Annotated in this window: 16 protein-coding genes and 2 riboswitches; of the genes, 15 read left to right on the top strand and 1 reads right to left on the bottom strand. The window is 48.1% G+C overall.

All coding sequences use genetic code 11. The annotated features are described in order from the left end of the window. The first annotated feature begins 130 nt into the window (after window positions 1-130). The 12 genes from gerQ to murB all read left to right on the top strand — a co-directional run bounded on the left by gerQ (window position 131) and on the right by murB (window position 14,437). The gene (gene gerQ, locus H70357_RS18900; RefSeq protein WP_442950475.1) at window positions 131-523 is read left to right on the top strand and encodes a spore coat protein GerQ; all 393 of its coding nucleotides are present in this window, start codon (window positions 131-133) and stop codon (window positions 521-523) included. Between the two features lie 508 nt (window positions 524-1,031). After that, entirely contained in the window at window positions 1,032-2,348 is a 1,317-nt protein-coding gene (locus H70357_RS18895) for a hemolysin family protein (RefSeq protein WP_038592697.1), read from the top strand. A 175-nt stretch (window positions 2,349-2,523) separates the two neighbouring features. Further along, entirely contained in the window at window positions 2,524-4,443 is a 1,920-nt protein-coding gene (locus H70357_RS18890) for an ATP-binding protein (RefSeq protein WP_052092124.1), read from the top strand. A gap of 107 nt (window positions 4,444-4,550) precedes the next feature. Continuing rightward, a complete protein-coding gene (locus H70357_RS18885) occupies window positions 4,551-5,279 on the top strand; it encodes a DsbA family protein (RefSeq protein WP_052092123.1) in 729 nt (242 codons plus the stop codon). Then, window positions 5,279-5,710 carry a disulfide oxidoreductase gene (locus tag H70357_RS18880; protein ID WP_081965848.1) on the top strand — a complete coding sequence of 144 codons (432 nt, stop codon included), beginning with the start codon at window positions 5,279-5,281 and terminating at the stop codon, window positions 5,708-5,710. Before H70357_RS18885 ends, H70357_RS18880 begins: the two co-directional genes overlap by 1 nt. Before the next feature lie 227 nt (window positions 5,711-5,937). After that, window positions 5,938-6,097: riboswitch (cyclic di-AMP (ydaO/yuaA leader) on the top strand. Between the two features lie 125 nt (window positions 6,098-6,222). Beyond that, entirely contained in the window at window positions 6,223-8,040 is a 1,818-nt protein-coding gene (locus H70357_RS18875) for an APC family permease (RefSeq protein WP_038599932.1), read from the top strand. A 174-nt stretch (window positions 8,041-8,214) separates the two neighbouring features. Continuing rightward, window positions 8,215-9,243 carry an iron-hydroxamate ABC transporter substrate-binding protein gene (locus H70357_RS18870; protein ID WP_052092122.1) on the top strand — a complete coding sequence of 343 codons (1,029 nt, stop codon included), beginning with the start codon at window positions 8,215-8,217 and terminating at the stop codon, window positions 9,241-9,243. A 225-nt stretch (window positions 9,244-9,468) separates the two neighbouring features. Beyond that, entirely contained in the window at window positions 9,469-10,530 is a 1,062-nt protein-coding gene (locus H70357_RS18865; protein WP_052092121.1) for a FecCD family ABC transporter permease, read from the top strand. After that, window positions 10,527-11,561 carry a FecCD family ABC transporter permease gene (locus H70357_RS18860; protein WP_038592692.1) on the top strand — a complete coding sequence of 345 codons (1,035 nt, stop codon included), beginning with the start codon at window positions 10,527-10,529 and terminating at the stop codon, window positions 11,559-11,561. The genes H70357_RS18865 and H70357_RS18860 overlap by 4 nt, the downstream gene beginning before the upstream one ends. Window positions 11,562-11,678: 117 nt before the next feature. Next, entirely contained in the window at window positions 11,679-12,485 is an 807-nt protein-coding gene (locus H70357_RS18855) for an ABC transporter ATP-binding protein (RefSeq protein ID WP_038592689.1), read from the top strand. A 44-nt stretch (window positions 12,486-12,529) separates the two neighbouring features. Beyond that, on the top strand, window positions 12,530-13,339 hold the full coding sequence (locus H70357_RS18850; RefSeq protein ID WP_038592686.1) for a (2Fe-2S)-binding protein: 810 nt from the start codon (window positions 12,530-12,532) through the stop codon (window positions 13,337-13,339). Between the two features lie 186 nt (window positions 13,340-13,525). Continuing rightward, window positions 13,526-14,437: a UDP-N-acetylmuramate dehydrogenase gene (murB, locus tag H70357_RS18845; RefSeq protein ID WP_038592684.1), complete on the top strand. Its 912-nt coding sequence runs from the start codon at window positions 13,526-13,528 to the stop codon at window positions 14,435-14,437. Between the two features lie 81 nt (window positions 14,438-14,518). Here the strand turns inward: murB and H70357_RS18840 are convergent, their stop codons facing one another. Continuing rightward, window positions 14,519-14,854 carry a protein YmzB gene (locus tag H70357_RS18840; protein WP_038592682.1) on the bottom strand — a complete coding sequence of 112 codons (336 nt, stop codon included), beginning with the start codon at window positions 14,852-14,854 and terminating at the stop codon, window positions 14,519-14,521. A gap of 155 nt (window positions 14,855-15,009) precedes the next feature. Between H70357_RS18840 and H70357_RS18835 the strand changes: the two genes are divergently transcribed. The 3 genes from H70357_RS18835 to queF all read left to right on the top strand — a co-directional run bounded on the left by H70357_RS18835 (window position 15,010) and on the right by queF (window position 17,369). Further along, window positions 15,010-15,858 (top strand): ABC transporter ATP-binding protein, encoded by an 849-nt coding sequence (locus H70357_RS18835; protein ID WP_038592679.1) that lies wholly within the window; start codon window positions 15,010-15,012, stop codon window positions 15,856-15,858. 5 nt (window positions 15,859-15,863) lie between these two features. Further along, a complete protein-coding gene (locus tag H70357_RS18830; protein WP_231578490.1) occupies window positions 15,864-16,538 on the top strand; it encodes an ABC transporter permease in 675 nt (224 codons plus the stop codon). Window positions 16,539-16,652: 114 nt separating this feature from the next. Continuing rightward, window positions 16,653-16,696, top strand: a riboswitch (PreQ1 riboswitch). Between the two features lie 172 nt (window positions 16,697-16,868). Further along, window positions 16,869-17,369 carry a preQ(1) synthase gene (gene queF, locus H70357_RS18825; protein WP_038592676.1) on the top strand — a complete coding sequence of 167 codons (501 nt, stop codon included), beginning with the start codon at window positions 16,869-16,871 and terminating at the stop codon, window positions 17,367-17,369. Window positions 17,370-17,371 lie beyond the last annotated feature (2 nt).

The raw sequence follows: 17,371 nt of genomic DNA, 5'->3' as shown, positions 1-17,371 counted from the left end.
GCATGTTCTACATGAAGTGTATTCAAGGAAGCGAATACTGACAAAACTTTTAGGAGGTTTTACACAAATGATAGGTCAACCTTACCGTCCCGTTACTTATATGATTGGCAGTACTTCTTCTTCCACTGGCATGAACGGAGGCGGAATGCCCGCCAGCGGCTACATGGGCAGCATGCCGCCTCAAGTCACCAGCGGGAGCCCCATGACGCCTACAGGAAGCGTGATGCCGACCACAGCCCCGGCCTTTGAACAATCCTACATTGAGAACATTTTCCGCCTCAACCTGGGCAAGATCGGGACCTTTTATTTCACATATGAGAACAACAAGGATTGGAATGCCAAGGTTTACAAAGGCGTGCTGGAAGCTGCGGGGCGGGATCATATCATTATCAGTGATCCAGCTACCGGACAGAGAACTGTGCTGCTGATGATTTATTTCGATTATGCCACCTTCGATGAGCCGCTTACTTACCAGTACCCGGGAGTCATCGGAAATCCACCGGTCGCCCGCAACTTCCGTTAATCCACCTGAACAACTATCCATAGAAGACATTTTGTAAACGGCAGTCCGCCTGGAAATGGGGGCTGCTGTTTTTTTGTACTATAAGCAGTGCCCTGCCGGAATCTGGCGGGCATTGTCTTACCATGTAGCATTTAAGCCAAACATGGCTAGAAGGGCAAAGCTGAACGCGTCAAGTTTGACGGAGAGGGTGCGGAAGATTTAACATATATAAAAGCGCATCTACAACTTTTTTTGCATTCGTTAACCTTGTTTTATACCTTTTATACGGAGTATGTCCATAAGAAGGAAAACTAGATCATATTTTTACTCCGGTTTACACCTGTTTTTATGGAGTGAGTAATAATATAATAATGTATATATTTATAATCCGTGATTCTAGTCAGGAGTTGAAGGCATTGGGAAATTGATACTGAAAGGAACGTTTGGCGTTTCACAAGCTAACATTTTGAAAAATCGAAGGAGGTGGGCCTATCCACCCGATACGAAGAACGGTGGATAGGAGTATAAATTGAGCGACCCTTTACCCGGTATATTACATGTAGGTCTTATTCTTTTGCTTGTGCTGTTTAATGGCTTTTTTGTTTCGGTTGAATATGCGATGGTCAAGGTACGAAGCGGCCGCATTGAAGCACTGATTGAGGAGGGCAGTAAAAGAGCACCCGCAGCAAGAAATATTGTCCACAATCTAGATGCTTATCTGTCCGCCTGCCAGCTTGGCATCACGCTTGCCTCGCTCGCACTCGGCTGGCTGGGTGAACCGGCCATAGCTACGATTGTGGGGCCGCTTGTAACAAGCCTAGGCTTCGGTGAAACAACCGTATATGTGATCTCCCTCATTATTGCCTTTATGTTCATCACGGTGCTGCATATTGTACTAGGCGAGCTGGCACCCAAGACAATTGCCGTGAACAAAGCGGAGAAGGTGCTTCTGCTAACGGCAGGTGCGATGAACGTCTTCTACCGGATCATGTATCCATTTATCTGGATCGTCAATGGATTAGCAGGCGGACTGCTGCGTTTCTTCCGTCTGGCACCGGCCTCAGAGCTGGCCACGGCGCATACAGAGGAAGAAATCCGCATCCTCATGCAGGAGAGCAACAAGAGCGGGCTGATCGACAATACAGAAATGACTCTGGTGGACAATATCTTTGAATTTGCCGATACGATGGCCAGAGAGATTATGATCCCCCGAACCGAAATGATCTGTCTAAACAGTCATCTGACGGCAGAAGAGAACCTTGAGATTGCCTTTGACGGAATGAGAACACGTTATCCGGTTTGTGATGGCGATAAGGACCATATTCTTGGCTTTATCCACATTAAGGATCTCATCCGGGATCAGGCGCCGAAGTACAATGAATTGATTCGTCCGATTCTTACCGTTCCAGAGTCCATTCAGATCAGTGCGCTCCTGAAGGTGATGCAGCGGGCGAAGACTCAAATCGCCATTCTGATTGACGAATACGGCGGTACGTCAGGCATGGTTACGCTTGAGGATATTATGGAGGAGATTGTCGGAGAAATTCAGGATGAGTTCGATGAGGAGCGTCCCGGTGTTGAGCAACTGGGGGAGGATGAGTTTTCCATAGACGGCCTCATGCTGATCGAAGAGATCAACGACTCACTAGGGCTTCATATGGAGACGGAAGACTATGATACTATAGGCGGCTGGCTATACTCCAAGTTAGAAGTCAATCCGCCGCAAAAAGGGCAAACCGTTGAATTCGACGGCCATCTGTTCGTGGTAGAGGAAACCGAGAACAAGCGGATTTCCCGAATTAAGCTATTGAAGCTGCAGTTTTTGACGGAGGAAGCTGGAGCATAAACTTATTAAGCATTACACCAAAAAGGCACTAGCGAAGAATTAGCGCAGTGCCTTTTTGGTGTGTAATTCAATACCACAATTTAGCATTGGGAGACCGATTCGAGTCGTTTCTTGTCGGGTAAGAAAGTGTAATTAGCATCTTTGTACTTATCTAACCGAGAAAGGAGAGGTCCAAATGCTAAATCATCAGAATCATTATAATGATCTGCTGGTCCTCTTTTCCATTGCGATAGCATTTCTATCCTGCTTTGCGGCCCTAGATCTGGCGGAACGGCTGGTACGGGGCAGAAGAAGGTTGCCTTTTATAATATTGATGTCTTCTGTTCTGGGAATCGGGATGTGGAGTATGCATTTTATAGGTATGCGTGCCATGAGGCTGGAAACTGCGGTGTCCTATTATTTGCCCCTGATGATTGTCTCGCTGCTCATTCCAATCGCGGCTTCCTTTGTGCTGTTTCAACTGTTTAATAACCCGCGTACACGCAGCAGAGTCTATCTTGGCTTAGGCGGGCTGCTCTTTAGCGGGGGGATTCTCATCATGCACTACAGCGGAATTATGGCTATGCAGTATTCTGCAATCTATGAGCAAAGTCTGTTCTCCATCATAATGTCTGTCTTGTTCTCGCTTGTTGTTCCTGTCATTACAGCCTCTTATGATCCAAAGTGGCTGGAGAATGCCTATAACATCTTTTCAGCCAAAAAAATAATGCTTGTGCTTACCCTGACTGGAGCATTGACCGGTACACATTATGCAGCGATGGCGGGTGTTTCTTTCATTTCCTCAGATCGCGTTACCTATGCCGGGGATGCTCTGTTTCTGGAGGATTCACTGCTCGGGATGATTCTTGGAGGTTCATTTATAGCCATTGTAGCGGTTGTATTGGCACTTTTGTACAGGGACCGGAAGCGTGTAATCATCTCGGCAAAATTTAACGAGCAACGTTATGTAGCGTTGTTTGAGTTCAGTCCGGATATAGTGCTCTGTATCGACCCGGTACGCAAGAAGATTGTAAGCGCAAATCCGGCATTACGGCAGACGACTGGTTACGGTAAAGAAGAACTGAGAGATTACAAAAATATAATGTACAGCCTTGAAGATGAAATTGCACTTAAGGAGGCAGTGAAGCGGGCATCGTTAGGGCATTCGGCGAAGCTGGAGCTCATGGTGAGAATGAAAAATGGAGTCAGGCTAATTTGCAGTGCAACGGTTTTTCCGCTGGTAAATGAGAAGGAGCGGTTTGTCTATATCGTTGCCGAAGATGTGACTGCGCTTGCCCTGTTTCAGCAGGAGCTGATTATTGCCAAAGAAGCGGCTGAAAGTGCTGCCCGGATGAAAAGCGAATTTCTGGCTACTATGAGCCATGAAATCAGAACGCCGTTAAACGGGATCATCGGAATAAATCAGCTGCTCGCTGACGAGATTCATCATCAGGAGCACCAGGATCTGTTAAAGCTGCAAAATAGAAGCAGTCATGCCTTGCTCAATGTGATTAGTGATATTCTGGATATTTCCCGCTTGGAGGCTGACGGCCTGCAGCTGCATAGGGAGCCTTTTCAGCTGTCAGTGCTGCTCAGGGAATGTATGAATCTGTACGAGGTCGTATGTAAGGAGAAAGCATTAAATCTCACACTCCAGGTTGCACCGGCCATCCCTGACTATTTAGTTGGAGACAGCGCTCGAATCCGGCAAATTCTTGTGAATTTGATTGGAAATTCCGTTAAATTCACCCATACAGGTGAGATTAACGTAGTAGTGGAACTGTGCCGTACGGAGGGGAACTCAGAACAATTGCAGTTTAGAGTGAAAGATACAGGCATCGGCATTCCACCCGACAAGCTCCCGCTGCTGTTTCAGCCCTTCTCCCAGGCGGATGCCTCTCACAGCCGGAAATACCCCGGAACGGGGCTTGGGCTAGCTATCTGCAAGAAGCTGATTGATTTGATGAACGGTACGATATGGGTCGATTCCCCGCAGGATGGAAAGACGGAATTCATCTTTAGAATCCCCCTGCATCCGATGGACCAGGCTAAGGAACAGCTTTTCAGCAAGGAAGGAGAGACTCCGAACAGTAAGTTGAAAACAAAGGCGGTGTGAGCTGAAGTTTGTTATGGAAGTTTGCCAAAGAGAGAACTTTAATTATATAATTTTAAATTATATGACTTTCATTACCCGGGTCCTGAGTGGACGGAAAGGAACTCTCTTTGAGCAAAAACAAACGAAACAGTGCCGCGGCTCCCCAACAGAGCAAGCAGGAGAAGCGCAGGGCAGAACAGGAAAAGCAGAAGCAAAAAACGAGAATTCTGATCTTCAGCACAGTAGCAGCAGTTATCATTATCTTTGTCGCTCTAATCATGCTGATTCCAAAAGGGAACTCTGACTTTAATTACAGCGAGATGCACAGACTTGGAAAAGAGGATGCTCCAGTCAAAATTGTCGAATTCGGGGATTATAAATGTCCGGCGTGTTCAGACTTTACCGGTACCATCAAACCTCAGCTTGTTGAAAAATACGTAACTCCGGGCAAAGCGGCCTTTTACTTCGTAAATATGGCCTTTATCGGACCGGATTCCGAAACAGCTTCATTAGCAGCTTTGTCTGTCTATCATCAGAACAGTGAAGCTTTCTGGACCTATTATGACGCAATCTATGCTAATCAGGGCGAGGAGAGCGAAGAGTGGGCGACCGCTGATTACCTGGTAAGCCTGGCGCAGAAAGAGAACCTGCCGATAGATTTTGACCTCTTGCGTAAAGACATTGAGGAACGCACCTATGAAAGTGAACTGCAGAGAGATATGAAGCTGGCCGAAGACAGCAAAGTGACCTCTACTCCTACTGTATTTGTTAATGGAGTCAAGGTAGACAAGGCTTTTGATATCAAAGCCATCGACTCGCAGGTGCAAATCGCCCTTGATTCGGCGGATGCCAAATGATGAAATTCTCTACCTTCTGCAGACGCCACTGCCTGTATCTGGCCTGGTTTGTTTCCGTAATTGCAGTAGCAGGAAGCTTGTATCTTAGTGAAGTGCTGCATTATGAACCCTGCAGGCTATGCTGGTTCCAGCGTATCTTTATGTATCCTCAGCTGATTCTGCTCGGAATTGCCACGTACCGGGGAGATAAACGCATCATTCCTTATGTGCTGCCTTTATGTCTGATAGGCGGGAGCATCTCCCTGTACCATTACGCAGAGCAGAAAATTCCTGCACTCAGTAAAATTTTGCCATGCAAAATTGGTGTACCCTGCAATGAGGATTATTTGAACTTTTTAGGGTTCATTACGGTACCTCTGCTTGCGTTGATTGCTTTTGCTCTAATCGCAATTTTGCTCTGGACCGGGCGCCAAGAAGAGGCAGCAGAATAAGAAAAGGCTTTGCAGAATTTAGAGCATAAATATTTCCTTAATTTCTGTCACAATTAACATCCAAAACACTCAAAAATCACGGAACGCTGGGATAATGAAAGAGAATGAAAGATCCACTTATCCCCGATCTTGGATTTGAGCTTTTTGGATGTTTTTTCATTCTTTTTTCATTTTTTTCACCGCTTTACTGAAAAGCTATTGTAGACTATTATTAGTCCTTGTGAGAAGTTGAATATGCGCTGAATTTTCCGCAAGGAAAAACGGGGGAACCAAACTTGACGGCAACGTCAATGGGGTGAATCGGAGGCAGGTCAGTATGACCGGAACCGTAGGGCTACCACAGCCCGAATCCGCCAGCTAACCTCGTAAGCAAGGGTGGGATAATGAGCATGCGTAAGCATGCGGATCATTTCCGTATGCTTATTTTTGTGCCTGCATTTATGAAACCTGCCAATGAAAACGGCGCGCGGTATTACCGTTTCAACTCAACAAAGAGAGGAACTGTTACTACAATGGTAAGCAAGGTAAAACGACTATTGATCGGGCGTCCGATGAAGTCGAACGAACTCGATCATGAAAAGTTATCCAAGGTGAAAGCACTGGCTGTTCTGTCTTCCGATGCACTCTCGTCTGTGGCCTACGGAACGGAGCAAATTCTGATTGTACTGGTGGCCGCGGGCTTCACCGCCATCTGGTATTCATTGCCGATTGCATTAGCCGTATTGGGCCTGCTGGCCATCCTTATTTTTTCCTATCGCCAGACCATCTTTGCCTATCCGCAAGGCGGCGGAGCGTATATCGTGGCAAAAAGCAATCTGGGCGTTCCTACCGGCCTCTTGGCTGGCGGCTCTTTATTGGTAGATTACATTCTTACGGTTGCAGTTAGTGCTTCAGCGGGAACGGATGCGATCACATCGGCCTTTCCGAGTCTTCATAATCATACTGTACTTATTGCAGTCTCCGTCATTCTGATCTTGACGATTATCAATCTCCGCGGGGTGACGGAGTCCGCTTCATTTATTGCCATCCCGGTGTATCTGTTCGTGGTTTCTATCTTTGTACTCATCATTGCCGGGGTGTACAAATATATTACAGGCGGCGCTCATGCCGAAATCCCGGAAATCGGTTCCGCCGTTTCCAATGTCAGCCTGTTCCTATTACTCAAAGCCTTCAGTTCCGGTTGTTCGGCACTGACCGGGGTAGAAGCGGTATCGAATGCCATTCCGAACTTCAAAGCTCCAGCGGAAAAAAACGCCGCCAAAACCTTGATGCTGATGGGAGGCATCCTCGGATTGATGTTCACCGGCATTACGCTGCTGGCATACTGGTATGGGATTACTCCTAATGAGAAATCCACCGTCGTGTCGCAAATTGCCGAATCTACGTTTGGCCGGGGCGGTTTGTACTTTTTCATCCAAGGGATAACAGCCGTCATCTTGTTCCTGGCGGCGAATACAGCTTACTCGGCGTTTCCGCTGCTTGCGTTCATGTTCGCCAAAGATAAATATTTGCCTCATGCCTTCATGGTCCGGGGAGACCGCCTGGGCTTCTCTAATGGTATTATCTTTCTCGGAGTATTGTCGGCTGTGCTTGTAGCTGCTTTCCACGGAAATACAGAAGGGCTGATTCCGCTGTATGCAGTCGGAGTATTTATCCCTTTTACGCTGTCGCAGCTTGGCATGATGGTGCACTGGTTCAAAACAAAGCCGAAAGGCTGGCAGAATAAATTTGTAGTCAATACAATCGGTATGCTGACTACCCTGACGATTACGCTTATCTTTATCATTACCAAGTTTTCCAGCGTGTGGATGGCCTTCATCTTCCTGCCGGTTGTCATGTTCGTATTCCACCGCATTCACCGTCATTATATGAATATAGCTGATCAGCTTCGTATATGTCCTGCTACGGATAAACCGTTGATTAAAGGAAGTACCGTTGTTGTTCCGGTTGCGGGTGTGACACGCGCTGTGCTGCATTCGATCAGTTATGCGAAGTCGTTAACAGATAATGTGGTGGCAGTCTACGTTGGTTTTGATGAAGAGGAGATTCACAAGATGGAGCAAAAATGGGAGGAATGGAACCCGGGTGTACGCCTGATCGTGCTTCGTTCCCGTTACCGCAGCATTATCCGCCCACTGGTGAAATTTATCGATACCGTAGAGTGGAAGACCGCTACTACAGACCATATTACCGTATTAATTCCACAGTTCATTACCAAACATTGGTGGCAGGCGATCCTGCATAATCAGACCAGCCTGTTCATTCGTTCTTATCTAATGAATCAAAAAGATATAGTTGTAGCAACAGTGCCCTATCATTTGCACAAATAGGCAGATAAATATGGTTAGCAGAGGTTGTTTCCGTAGCTTGCGGAGGCAACCTTTTTTTATAGAACGAATAATTTTGTTGACAGAGATAATGAGAATCAATATCATTTAAAAAGTAAGGCGAAGGCCTCGGACACCTTTGACCATTAATGCTTGTAAATACAGGAGGGGTATTTAATGTTTTCGAACAATAAGAGATCAGGCAGCATGAAGCTGGCATTGATCGGATGTATGGCTATGACTTTGTTCTTGTCCGCTTGCGGCAATGGCAATAATGAGAATGCTGCAAATTCTGGAGCGGAAGCTACCGCTGCACCTACGGCTACTGCTGAAGCAACGGCAGCGCCAACGAAAACAACTGCACCGGCTACAGAGAAAACGGTGACAGACGCCATGGGACATGAAGTCACGGTACCGGCTAATCCGCAGCGCGTACTTGCTTCTTATATGGAAGACTACCTGGTAACACTGGGCGTTACCCCGGTAGCGCAGTGGTCCGTGACAAACGGAACCCAGGAATATCTGATTGCTGATCTTAAAGATGTGCCAACCATCAGCTATGATCTTCCGCTGGAGGCTGTGACCAGCTTTGCACCGGATTTCCACATTGTGCAGTCTGAGTCTAGTGTGCAGAACGGTCTGTACGACCAGTTGAACAAAATCGCACCTACTTATGTCCTTGGTGACAAGATTAGCAAAGACTGGCGCAAATCGCTGCTCAAAATCGGTGAACTCCTGAACAAGAGCACTGAAGCTGAACAAGCCATTGCAGACTACGATCAAAAAGCAGCAGATGCAAAAGCCAAAATCAGCAGCTCCATTGGTGATGATTCGGTCGCCATTCTGTGGCTGGTGTCGAAGAACTTCTTTATAGTAGATGAAACACGCAGCAGTGGTGCTGTATTGTACGGAGATCTGGGGTTGAAGCAACCCAACCTGGTTACAGAAATCCCTGCGGCATCCAGAGCGACCTGGAATCCGATCACACTGGAGAAATTGGCTGAACTGACCGCAGATCATATCTTCCTGGTGAACAGTGACAAGACCGAAGCCTCTGACATTCTTAACGGAGCAATCTGGAAGGGTATCCCTGCGGTTAAGGCTGGAAATGTTCATGAACTTAGCGAGGCAAGCAGCTGGCTGTACAGCGGAGCCATTGCCAACTCTAAAACCATTGATGATGTCTTGAGTTTTCTCGTGAAATAATCAGCCTTAACTGTGTGTAGAGAGAACTCTTCAGCTGTGGAGGGATGTGCAGGTTCTTGTATCTTGAGATACAATGACCTGCACCTTTTTTTAGGACATTGACTTAATCATTCACAGTGAAAGTGCGAGCTGTGAAAGCTTGTACATAATTCAGATATTTGCGATAATGAGAATGATAGTTGTTCTCATTAAAACATTGAACTCATCCTATTAAGGGGAAGACTTATGGTGTCATCCACACGTTCTATAGCTAACAATACAAATCCGTCAGGAGATCAACCGCTGAAGACAAGGCCGGTTGCTGCGGTAGTTATTTTGATTTTCGGCCTTGCCGCTGTCGTCTTTGGTCTGGCACTTTCCGTTTCGGTGGGTGCCGCGGATATTAGACTGGTGACGGTATGGGAGGCGGTCTTCCGGTTTAATCCGGATCTGCAGCAGCATCAGATTATTCGGGAACTGCGGATTCCCCGTGCTTTGGCGGGAGCGCTGGTTGGTGCTTGTTTCGCCGTCGCAGGAGCAATTATGCAGGGCATGACCCGCAATCCGCTGGCAGATTCCGGCTTGCTGGGTCTGAATGCCGGTGCCGGCGCAGGATTGGCGTTAGCTTTTGCTTTTGCGCCATCTGCTTCTTTTCTCTACATCATGCTGTACTGCTTCATCGGCGCTGCAGCGGCGGCCATTCTTGTGTTCGGGATTGGCTCGCTCTCCCATAGCGGCTTAACCCCGCTGCGTCTGACCCTTGCCGGCGCCGCTGTAAGTGCTATGCTGCTGGCGGTAAGCCAGGGAATCGCGATTCTGTTTCATCTGTCCCAGGATATTGCCTTCTGGATGGCAGGCGGGATCGGCGGGACGAATTGGACACAGCTTCGTATTTTGTTTCCCTGGATTGCGGCAGCTCTGATAGGATCTCTGCTGATCTCCCGATCCATTACACTCCTTAGTCTCGGACGCGATGTAGCGGCGGGGCTTGGACAGCGGACCAGGCTAGTGCAAACAGCCGGGATTATTATTGTAGTGATTCTCGCCGGCTCCGCGGTTTCAACGGTTGGACCGATTGCTTTTGTGGGGCTGATTATCCCCCATATTACCCGTTATCTGGTTGGTGTCGATTACCGCTGGATTATTCCCTGCTCTGCAGTACTCGGCAGTCTACTAATTGTATTTGCTGATATTGCGGCCAGAATGATTAACGCGCCTTATGAAACACCGCTAGGCGCTTTAATCGCAGTGATCGGCGTGCCGTTCTTTATTTACTTGGCGAGTAAACGGAAGGGGGAGCTGTCATGAGCAAAGCTCTGCGCTCACCCACCGGGAAACAACGCCGTACCCGGGAAGCAGCTATATTGACTTCACTTGCGGTTCTTATCGTGGTCATCTTTATTGTCAGTATGAACACCGGGTTAATGCGATTATCACCGCTGGATGTCCTACACACAGTCCTTGGAGAGGGAACGCAGCAGCAAAAGCTGATTCTCTTTGATTTCCGGCTACCGCGCATAGTGATCTCGCTGCTTGTCGGCGCAGGGTTTGCGGTTTCCGGCTGCATTCTGCAAAGCTTATCGCGCAATGCGCTGGCAGAGCCTTCTACACTGGGGATTAATGCCGGTGCCGGGTTTGCGGTGATTATCTTTATCTCATTTGTTCCGGCAACCTCGGCAGCTCCAATCTTTGTTCTTCCGCTGCTGGCGCTGGCCGGAGCAAGTCTTACAGCTGCACTTATTTATTTCCTGTCTTTCCGGCGTGAGGATGGCCTGTCGCCGACAAGAATGATACTTATCGGGATCGCTGTAGGTGCAGGCATCTATGCTTTCCAATTGATCCTGTCGTTAAGGCTGGATCCGCAGAATTATCAGTTTGTGGCGATCTGGATGGCAGGTAAAATCTGGGGCGGCGACTGGAGATTTGTGCTTGCGCTGACACCTTGGATAGCTATTTTGCTGCCATTTGCGTTCTACAAAGCCCGGGTGCTGAATGTACTTAACCTCGGGGACCAAACCTCGGCCGGGCTGGGCATGCCGGTGGAGAAGGAACGCATTCTGCTGCTGGCCGCCGCAGTCGCGCTGTCCGGCTCCTGTGTCGCCGTAAGCGGCGGCATAGGCTTTGTGGGGCTGATTGCGCCCCATCTCGCCCGCAGGCTCGTTGGACCGAAGCATCAGGTGCTGCTGCCTGCCTGTGCCTTAATCGGCGCGCTGCTGCTGCTTACTGCGGATACTATCGGCCGCTGGATTCTGCAGCCGGCTGAAATACCGACAGGTATTGTAGTTGCGCTGATCGGCGCTCCCTATTTCCTATATTTACTGGCCAAATCAAAGGCCTGATTAACTAAAGGAGCAAAATGCTCCATAAAACTAAGCGAATGCTTACGAAGTCAGTTTTATTGCGTCGTTAATCTTAAAGGAGCGCATGCTCCATAAAACTTTTAAGGAGTGAAGATCATGTCGGAACGTTTGAATACAGAACAGCTGAGTATTGGTTATGCGGAGGCTACGATTGTTAAAGGGTTGAACCTGTCTCTCCCAACAGGGAAGATCACAGCGCTGGTAGGAGCGAACGGCTCCGGGAAATCCACGATTCTCAAGACGATGGCGCGGATTATGAAACCTAAGAGCGGCAATGTCATGCTCGACGGCAAATCAATTCATACCCTATCTACTAAAGAAGTGGCTCGTCAACTGGCCATCCTGCCGCAAAACCCGACGGCACCGGACGGACTGACTGTATCCGAACTGGTTGGATACGGGCGTTACCCGCATCAGAAGGGCTTCGGCACCATGACTCCTGAAGACCGTGCGATTATCGCCAATGCGATTTCCGTTACCGGGATGGAAGAGTTCCATGATCGTCCAATCGACCGCCTCTCCGGTGGACAGCGCCAGCGTGCCTGGATTGCCATGGCTCTAGCACAACAGACAGATATCCTGTTCCTTGACGAGCCGACCACGTTCCTTGACATGGCTCACCAGCTGGAAGTACTGCAGCTGCTGCAGAAGCTGAACCAGGAAGAGGGCCGCACGATCATTATGGTGGTGCATGATTTGAACCATGCCTCCCGCTACGCGCAGCATATGGTAGCGATCAAGTCAGGCACCGTCATCAGCGAAGGGAACCCGATGGAGGTTATGACACCAGATGTTCTTCGCAAAGTATTCGGAATCGAATGTGATATCGTTCCCGATCCGCGTACAGGTGTACCTTTATGCCTTCCTTACGAGCTTGCTGCTTATAAAGCTGTCGGCATGTAATTGACAAGTGAAGGATTAGCTAGGGGAATTAAGGAGGAAACGGAATGAATGAGGCACAGATAAAAGACATAGGCAGCAAATTTGATCTTTATCCATCTCCCCCAGAGGAGGCGAGGTATTCATTTACAGCGCAGGATCTGATTAATGTAGAGGGTATAAGAGCATTTGTGGACTGCTACGGACCGCTGATGAAGGCACTGGACGATAAGGCTGTGGCTGCATACTTCGGCGGCTGGTTCTCCAGCTTGGCGCTAGCAGTACAATATTCGGTCTCGTTATATTCCAATGTGCCGGTGATCAACTTATCTAATTTGCGCATTCATCTCATTCCGGCGAGCGGGTATTGCCGCGTTGCCTTCTCTTTGAATTCCTGGGTGATGGAGCCAGCGCCTGCTGACGAACAGGGTCGGGTTACTTGGCGTAATAAAGTGTTCACTGAGTTCTACAGGAACACAGCAAGCCCGCTGCTGCGTACAATGTCTGCCGCCAGCGGATTGAGACTGGGGGAGATCTGGGGACAGCTCCCGTCTAAGTTCAACTACTACATTGAAATGCTTGCAGCAGGCGACAGCAATAAGGAATTTCTTATTCACGTGCAGGACGACTACAGTTATCTGAGGAAAGGCCTGGCTGCGGAAGTGTTCCAGCTTCCCAGAAATCCATTTGATGTAGAGGTACGTAAGATCGAATCGCTTGCTGATCCAGAGCAGAGGGTACACATGCGTAACCGCTGCTGTCTGTATTATCGGACTGAAGGCGGAAGTGTCTGCTATACCTGCCCCCGTCTGAAAGAAGAGGAACGGGCCACACGTAGAGCCGAATACCGCATTCAAGCTGCATCGTCGCAGGTTTAGGATATAACTGTAAAAATTGTTTCATACTAAAAATAGCAGACATACCGCAGCAGGCTCCCGTCATTGACAAGGGAGCCTGTTCGTTGTTAAAGTTGTGGTTGCCATAGTTCAAAGTAAAGCTGGATCAACATAAACATTATAGAAGGTAAGATTTATTATTTTCACAGCGTAAAAGGAGCATGAAGGATGAATATCAGCAAAATTCAAGAGGATCTGCAGCAACTGGCTCCAGCCGGTACGGTAAAAAGCCATGAAGTGCTTAAGGATTATGTATTCACCCAAATGGGCGGCCGTGCAGATATACTGGCTGAACCTGTCACTTATGAGGAAATTCAAAATATTGTTACATATGCCCGGAAAAATGATATTCCTCTCACAGTACTGGGAAATGGTTCAAATGTAATTATCCGTGACGGTGGGATCCGCGGGATCGTCCTGCAGACCTCAGGCCTTAACAGTATGGGGATTCAAGGAGATCTTCTGTACGCCCAGTGCGGTGCTAAGATCATTGATGTATCCAGGTATGCCCTGGAGCAGGAACTGGCAGGTCTTGAGTTTGCCTGCGGTATCCCCGGAACAGTTGGCGGTGCTCTCTACATGAATGCTGGCGCTTATGGAGGCGAAGTTAAGGATGTGCTGCAAAGTGCACTTGCGATCAATAAGGCGGGGCAGCTGGTCACCCTGCAAGGGGATGAGTTTCAATGGGGATATAGACAAAGTGTTTTTGCTAGCGGTGAATATATCGTGCTGGAAGCCAGATTCGCGCTAAATCCGGGAAATCCTGCTTTAATTAAAGCTTCCATGGATGAATTGACCTATCTGCGTGAATCCAAGCAACCGTTGGAATACCCGTCATGCGGCAGTGTCTTTAAGCGGCCGCCGGGCCGTTATGCCGGACAGCTGATCCAGGAAAGCGGGCTTCAAGGGACCCGGATTGGCGGTGCGGAAGTCTCGCGTAAACATGCCGGATTTATTGTCAACGCAGATAATGCCACTGCGAGTGATTATATCGGACTTATTCAGCATGTGCGGGCTGCAGTGAAGGATAAATTCGGAGTCGAGCTGGAGACTGAAGTGGAAATTATCGGAGAAGAATAACTTCATATCGTTGGCCGCGGGAGTAATTACCGCGGCCTTTCTTTGCATAGAGACATGTGTAGTGGGCTCTTAGTATTCCGATTAGCTTATGGAGAGAGCATACTTGGCTCTATCTGTCTGGAGTTCCGCGTTATCTTCACCAAGATTATCCAAACGTAGTCCGCTGACGGCAATTTCATAACTATGCTGTGGAAGCGGCACAAGTTCACCATCCGCATTCAGGGTATTGCCTGAACCTCTTAAGATAAGCGCATCATCCAGATAATCATCGATCGTATCCTCAGCGGTGCGGTACTCTACGGTTTCCAATTGAAAGTGGACTGTATCGAGATCTTCAAGCTCCTGCTTTTTGATTACAATGGTTGTGGTTGCGTGAGCATCGAGCCAATCTATAAGCTTCTGTACCGTTTGATCCATAAGTTGATCCCATCCTTATTTAAGAGATTATAAATTCTAAGTTACCCCTTTCGTTGAAATTGAATCCATATTTCTGAAACAGTTCCTTGGGATATTCTCAATTTCTACGAATAAGCTTGAAGGAAAGCAAACTTTAGGCAAAGGCGGGTAGGCCATTGATTCAGCTTACGGAGGTATCGAAATCGTTTCAGGAGAAGCGGGCGGTAGACCGGCTGTCTTTTTCAGTGGGGGAAGGGGAAGTATTTGGCTTTCTAGGCCCCAACGGGGCGGGGAAAACAACAACTATTCGCATGATGACCGGCCTGCTTCAGCCCAGTGAAGGACAAATAGTGATTAATGGCATGAATATTTCACAACATAAAAAGAAGGTTCACGCTCAGATCGGGGTTGTCTTTGAGCTGCCAAATCTATATGTACGCAGTTCGATCCGCGATAACCTTGAACTTTTTGCCGATTTGTACGGTGTGGCCAAGGGGCGGGTGGATGAAGTGATTGGCAGCCTGCAACTGGAGGAACGACAGAATTCCAAGGTTGGCAGCTTGTCCAAAGGCTGGAAGCAGCGTGTGTTAATCGCCAGAAGCCTGCTGCACAGGCCCAAAGTACTGTTTATGGATGAACCGACAAGCGGATTGGATCCCAACTCGGCGGCGCTTATCAGGAAATACATAATGAGGATTAAGGCTGAAGGAACTACGATTGTCATCACCACCCATGATATGCATGAGGCGGAGGAGTTAAGCGACCGTGTAGGCATTATGCATGCTGGACGATTGGTCGCACTGGATAACCCGCAGAGCTTGAAAAAGGCTTATGGAAAGGCAGAGATTGAAACCGAATACTGGCAAGAGGATAAAGTGATGAGCACATCCTGGCCATTGGCGGACGAGATGACGAAAGACCACATTTATCAGCTTATGGCGAGCGGGAAGCTTATCAGCCTGCATAGCAAAGAAGCTTCTTTGGCAGACGTATTCGCCGCCCTGACGGGAAGTGAGCTGAGTTGAGTCAAGTGACGAAGCTGATCCGTCATGAATGCAAGGATTTGCTCCGCAATCCTTCTATAATTATTCTCGTGATGCTGCCGATTTTTATGTCCAAAATCATCATCTCGGTCATGGACAAAAACGGGATTAACTTTATGCTGCTGTCAACGTGGATTTTGTTCGCCCAGGTTATGGTAGGGATTATGATGACCGGTCCGGGTCTCATTGAAGAACGGGAAAGTAAAACCTTTGATGCGCTGCTTATATCACCGCTTGGCAGAGGGCAGATTCTTGTGGCCAAAGGTTTAACAGTTCTGCTGTTTTCTGTCTTGTCACAAACGGTAGTATTTCTGCTCAATCAGGGGTTTGCCTCAGAATTGCTGTCGGTCTTTCCGTATATGCTGGCTGGAGGGATCCTTTTTGTGGAGGTTGGAATGATCATCGGATTGAAGCTCGACTCTTCTAAGAATGGTTCTGCTGTCAGCTCTGCGGTCATGGTTGTCTTTTTCCTGCTTGCTTCCGTATATCAGGCACTGCCGGACTGGACTTATCCGTTCTTCGCCGCTTTGCCAAGCATTGAAATCGTGGAAAATTTAAATCGTATTCTAAACGGCGACGGCCCGCTACTTTTCGAGAGTCTGCTGCTCCCGCTGTGGATGACCGTTCTGGCACTATGGATCTGGAGAACCGGCAAAGAGTAGTGATGGCAATAAGTCTGTTAGCAGGAAAATTCTTTATGGTTGTCAATCTTCTGCCAATCATGTTATAGTTCAAGACGTTAATAATAAGCTTAAGAAGAAGTCTGCGTGTACATCGCAGGAGAGGTTCGCAAACTCCCTCTATAAAAAACTAAGACATCTTGATGCATAGGTAAAGTCTCCGGTTGAAGGGGGCTTAAGGGAGTATAGGGAGATGCCTATACTTATTTCCTGCTATGCTGCGTAATTTCTTAGTAGGGCCATGTTTTCGAAATCTCGTTCTTCTTTCCAGTTCCGGCAGTAAGCCGCGGGAAAAGAGAGGGGTTTTTTGTCATGTCAGAAGGCAGATTGAAAGAGGAAATGCAAGAGGTCACCCTGCTGGGCAATCAAGGGACGCAGTACAAATTCGGCTATGATCCGGAAATTCTCGAGGTGTTTGACAACAAACATCCCGGCCGCGATTATTTTGTGAAGTTTAATTGCCCCGAGTTCACCAGCCTGTGCCCCGTAACCGGACAGCCGGATTTCGGCGTGATGTACATTTCGTACGTTCCGGAGCAAAAGATGGTCGAGTCCAAGTCCCTGAAGCTCTATCTGTTCAGCTTCCGCAATCACGGTGACTTTCATGAAGACTGTGTCAACATTATTATGAATGACTTGATCTCGCTCATGGAGCCGCGTTACATCGAAGTATGGGGCAAATTCACCCCGCGCGGCGGAATATCCATTGATCCTTACTGCAACTGGGGGCGTCCGGGAACCAAGTATGAGGCGATGGCCGAACACCGGCTGATTAATCATGACCTATATCCAGAAAAAGTGGATAACCGATGATC

It is taken from the genome of Paenibacillus sp. FSL H7-0357, assembly GCF_000758525.1.
Classification (GTDB): Bacteria; Bacillota; Bacilli; order Paenibacillales; family Paenibacillaceae; genus Paenibacillus_AQ.
This window is presented reverse-complemented; position numbering and strand designations above follow the sequence as displayed.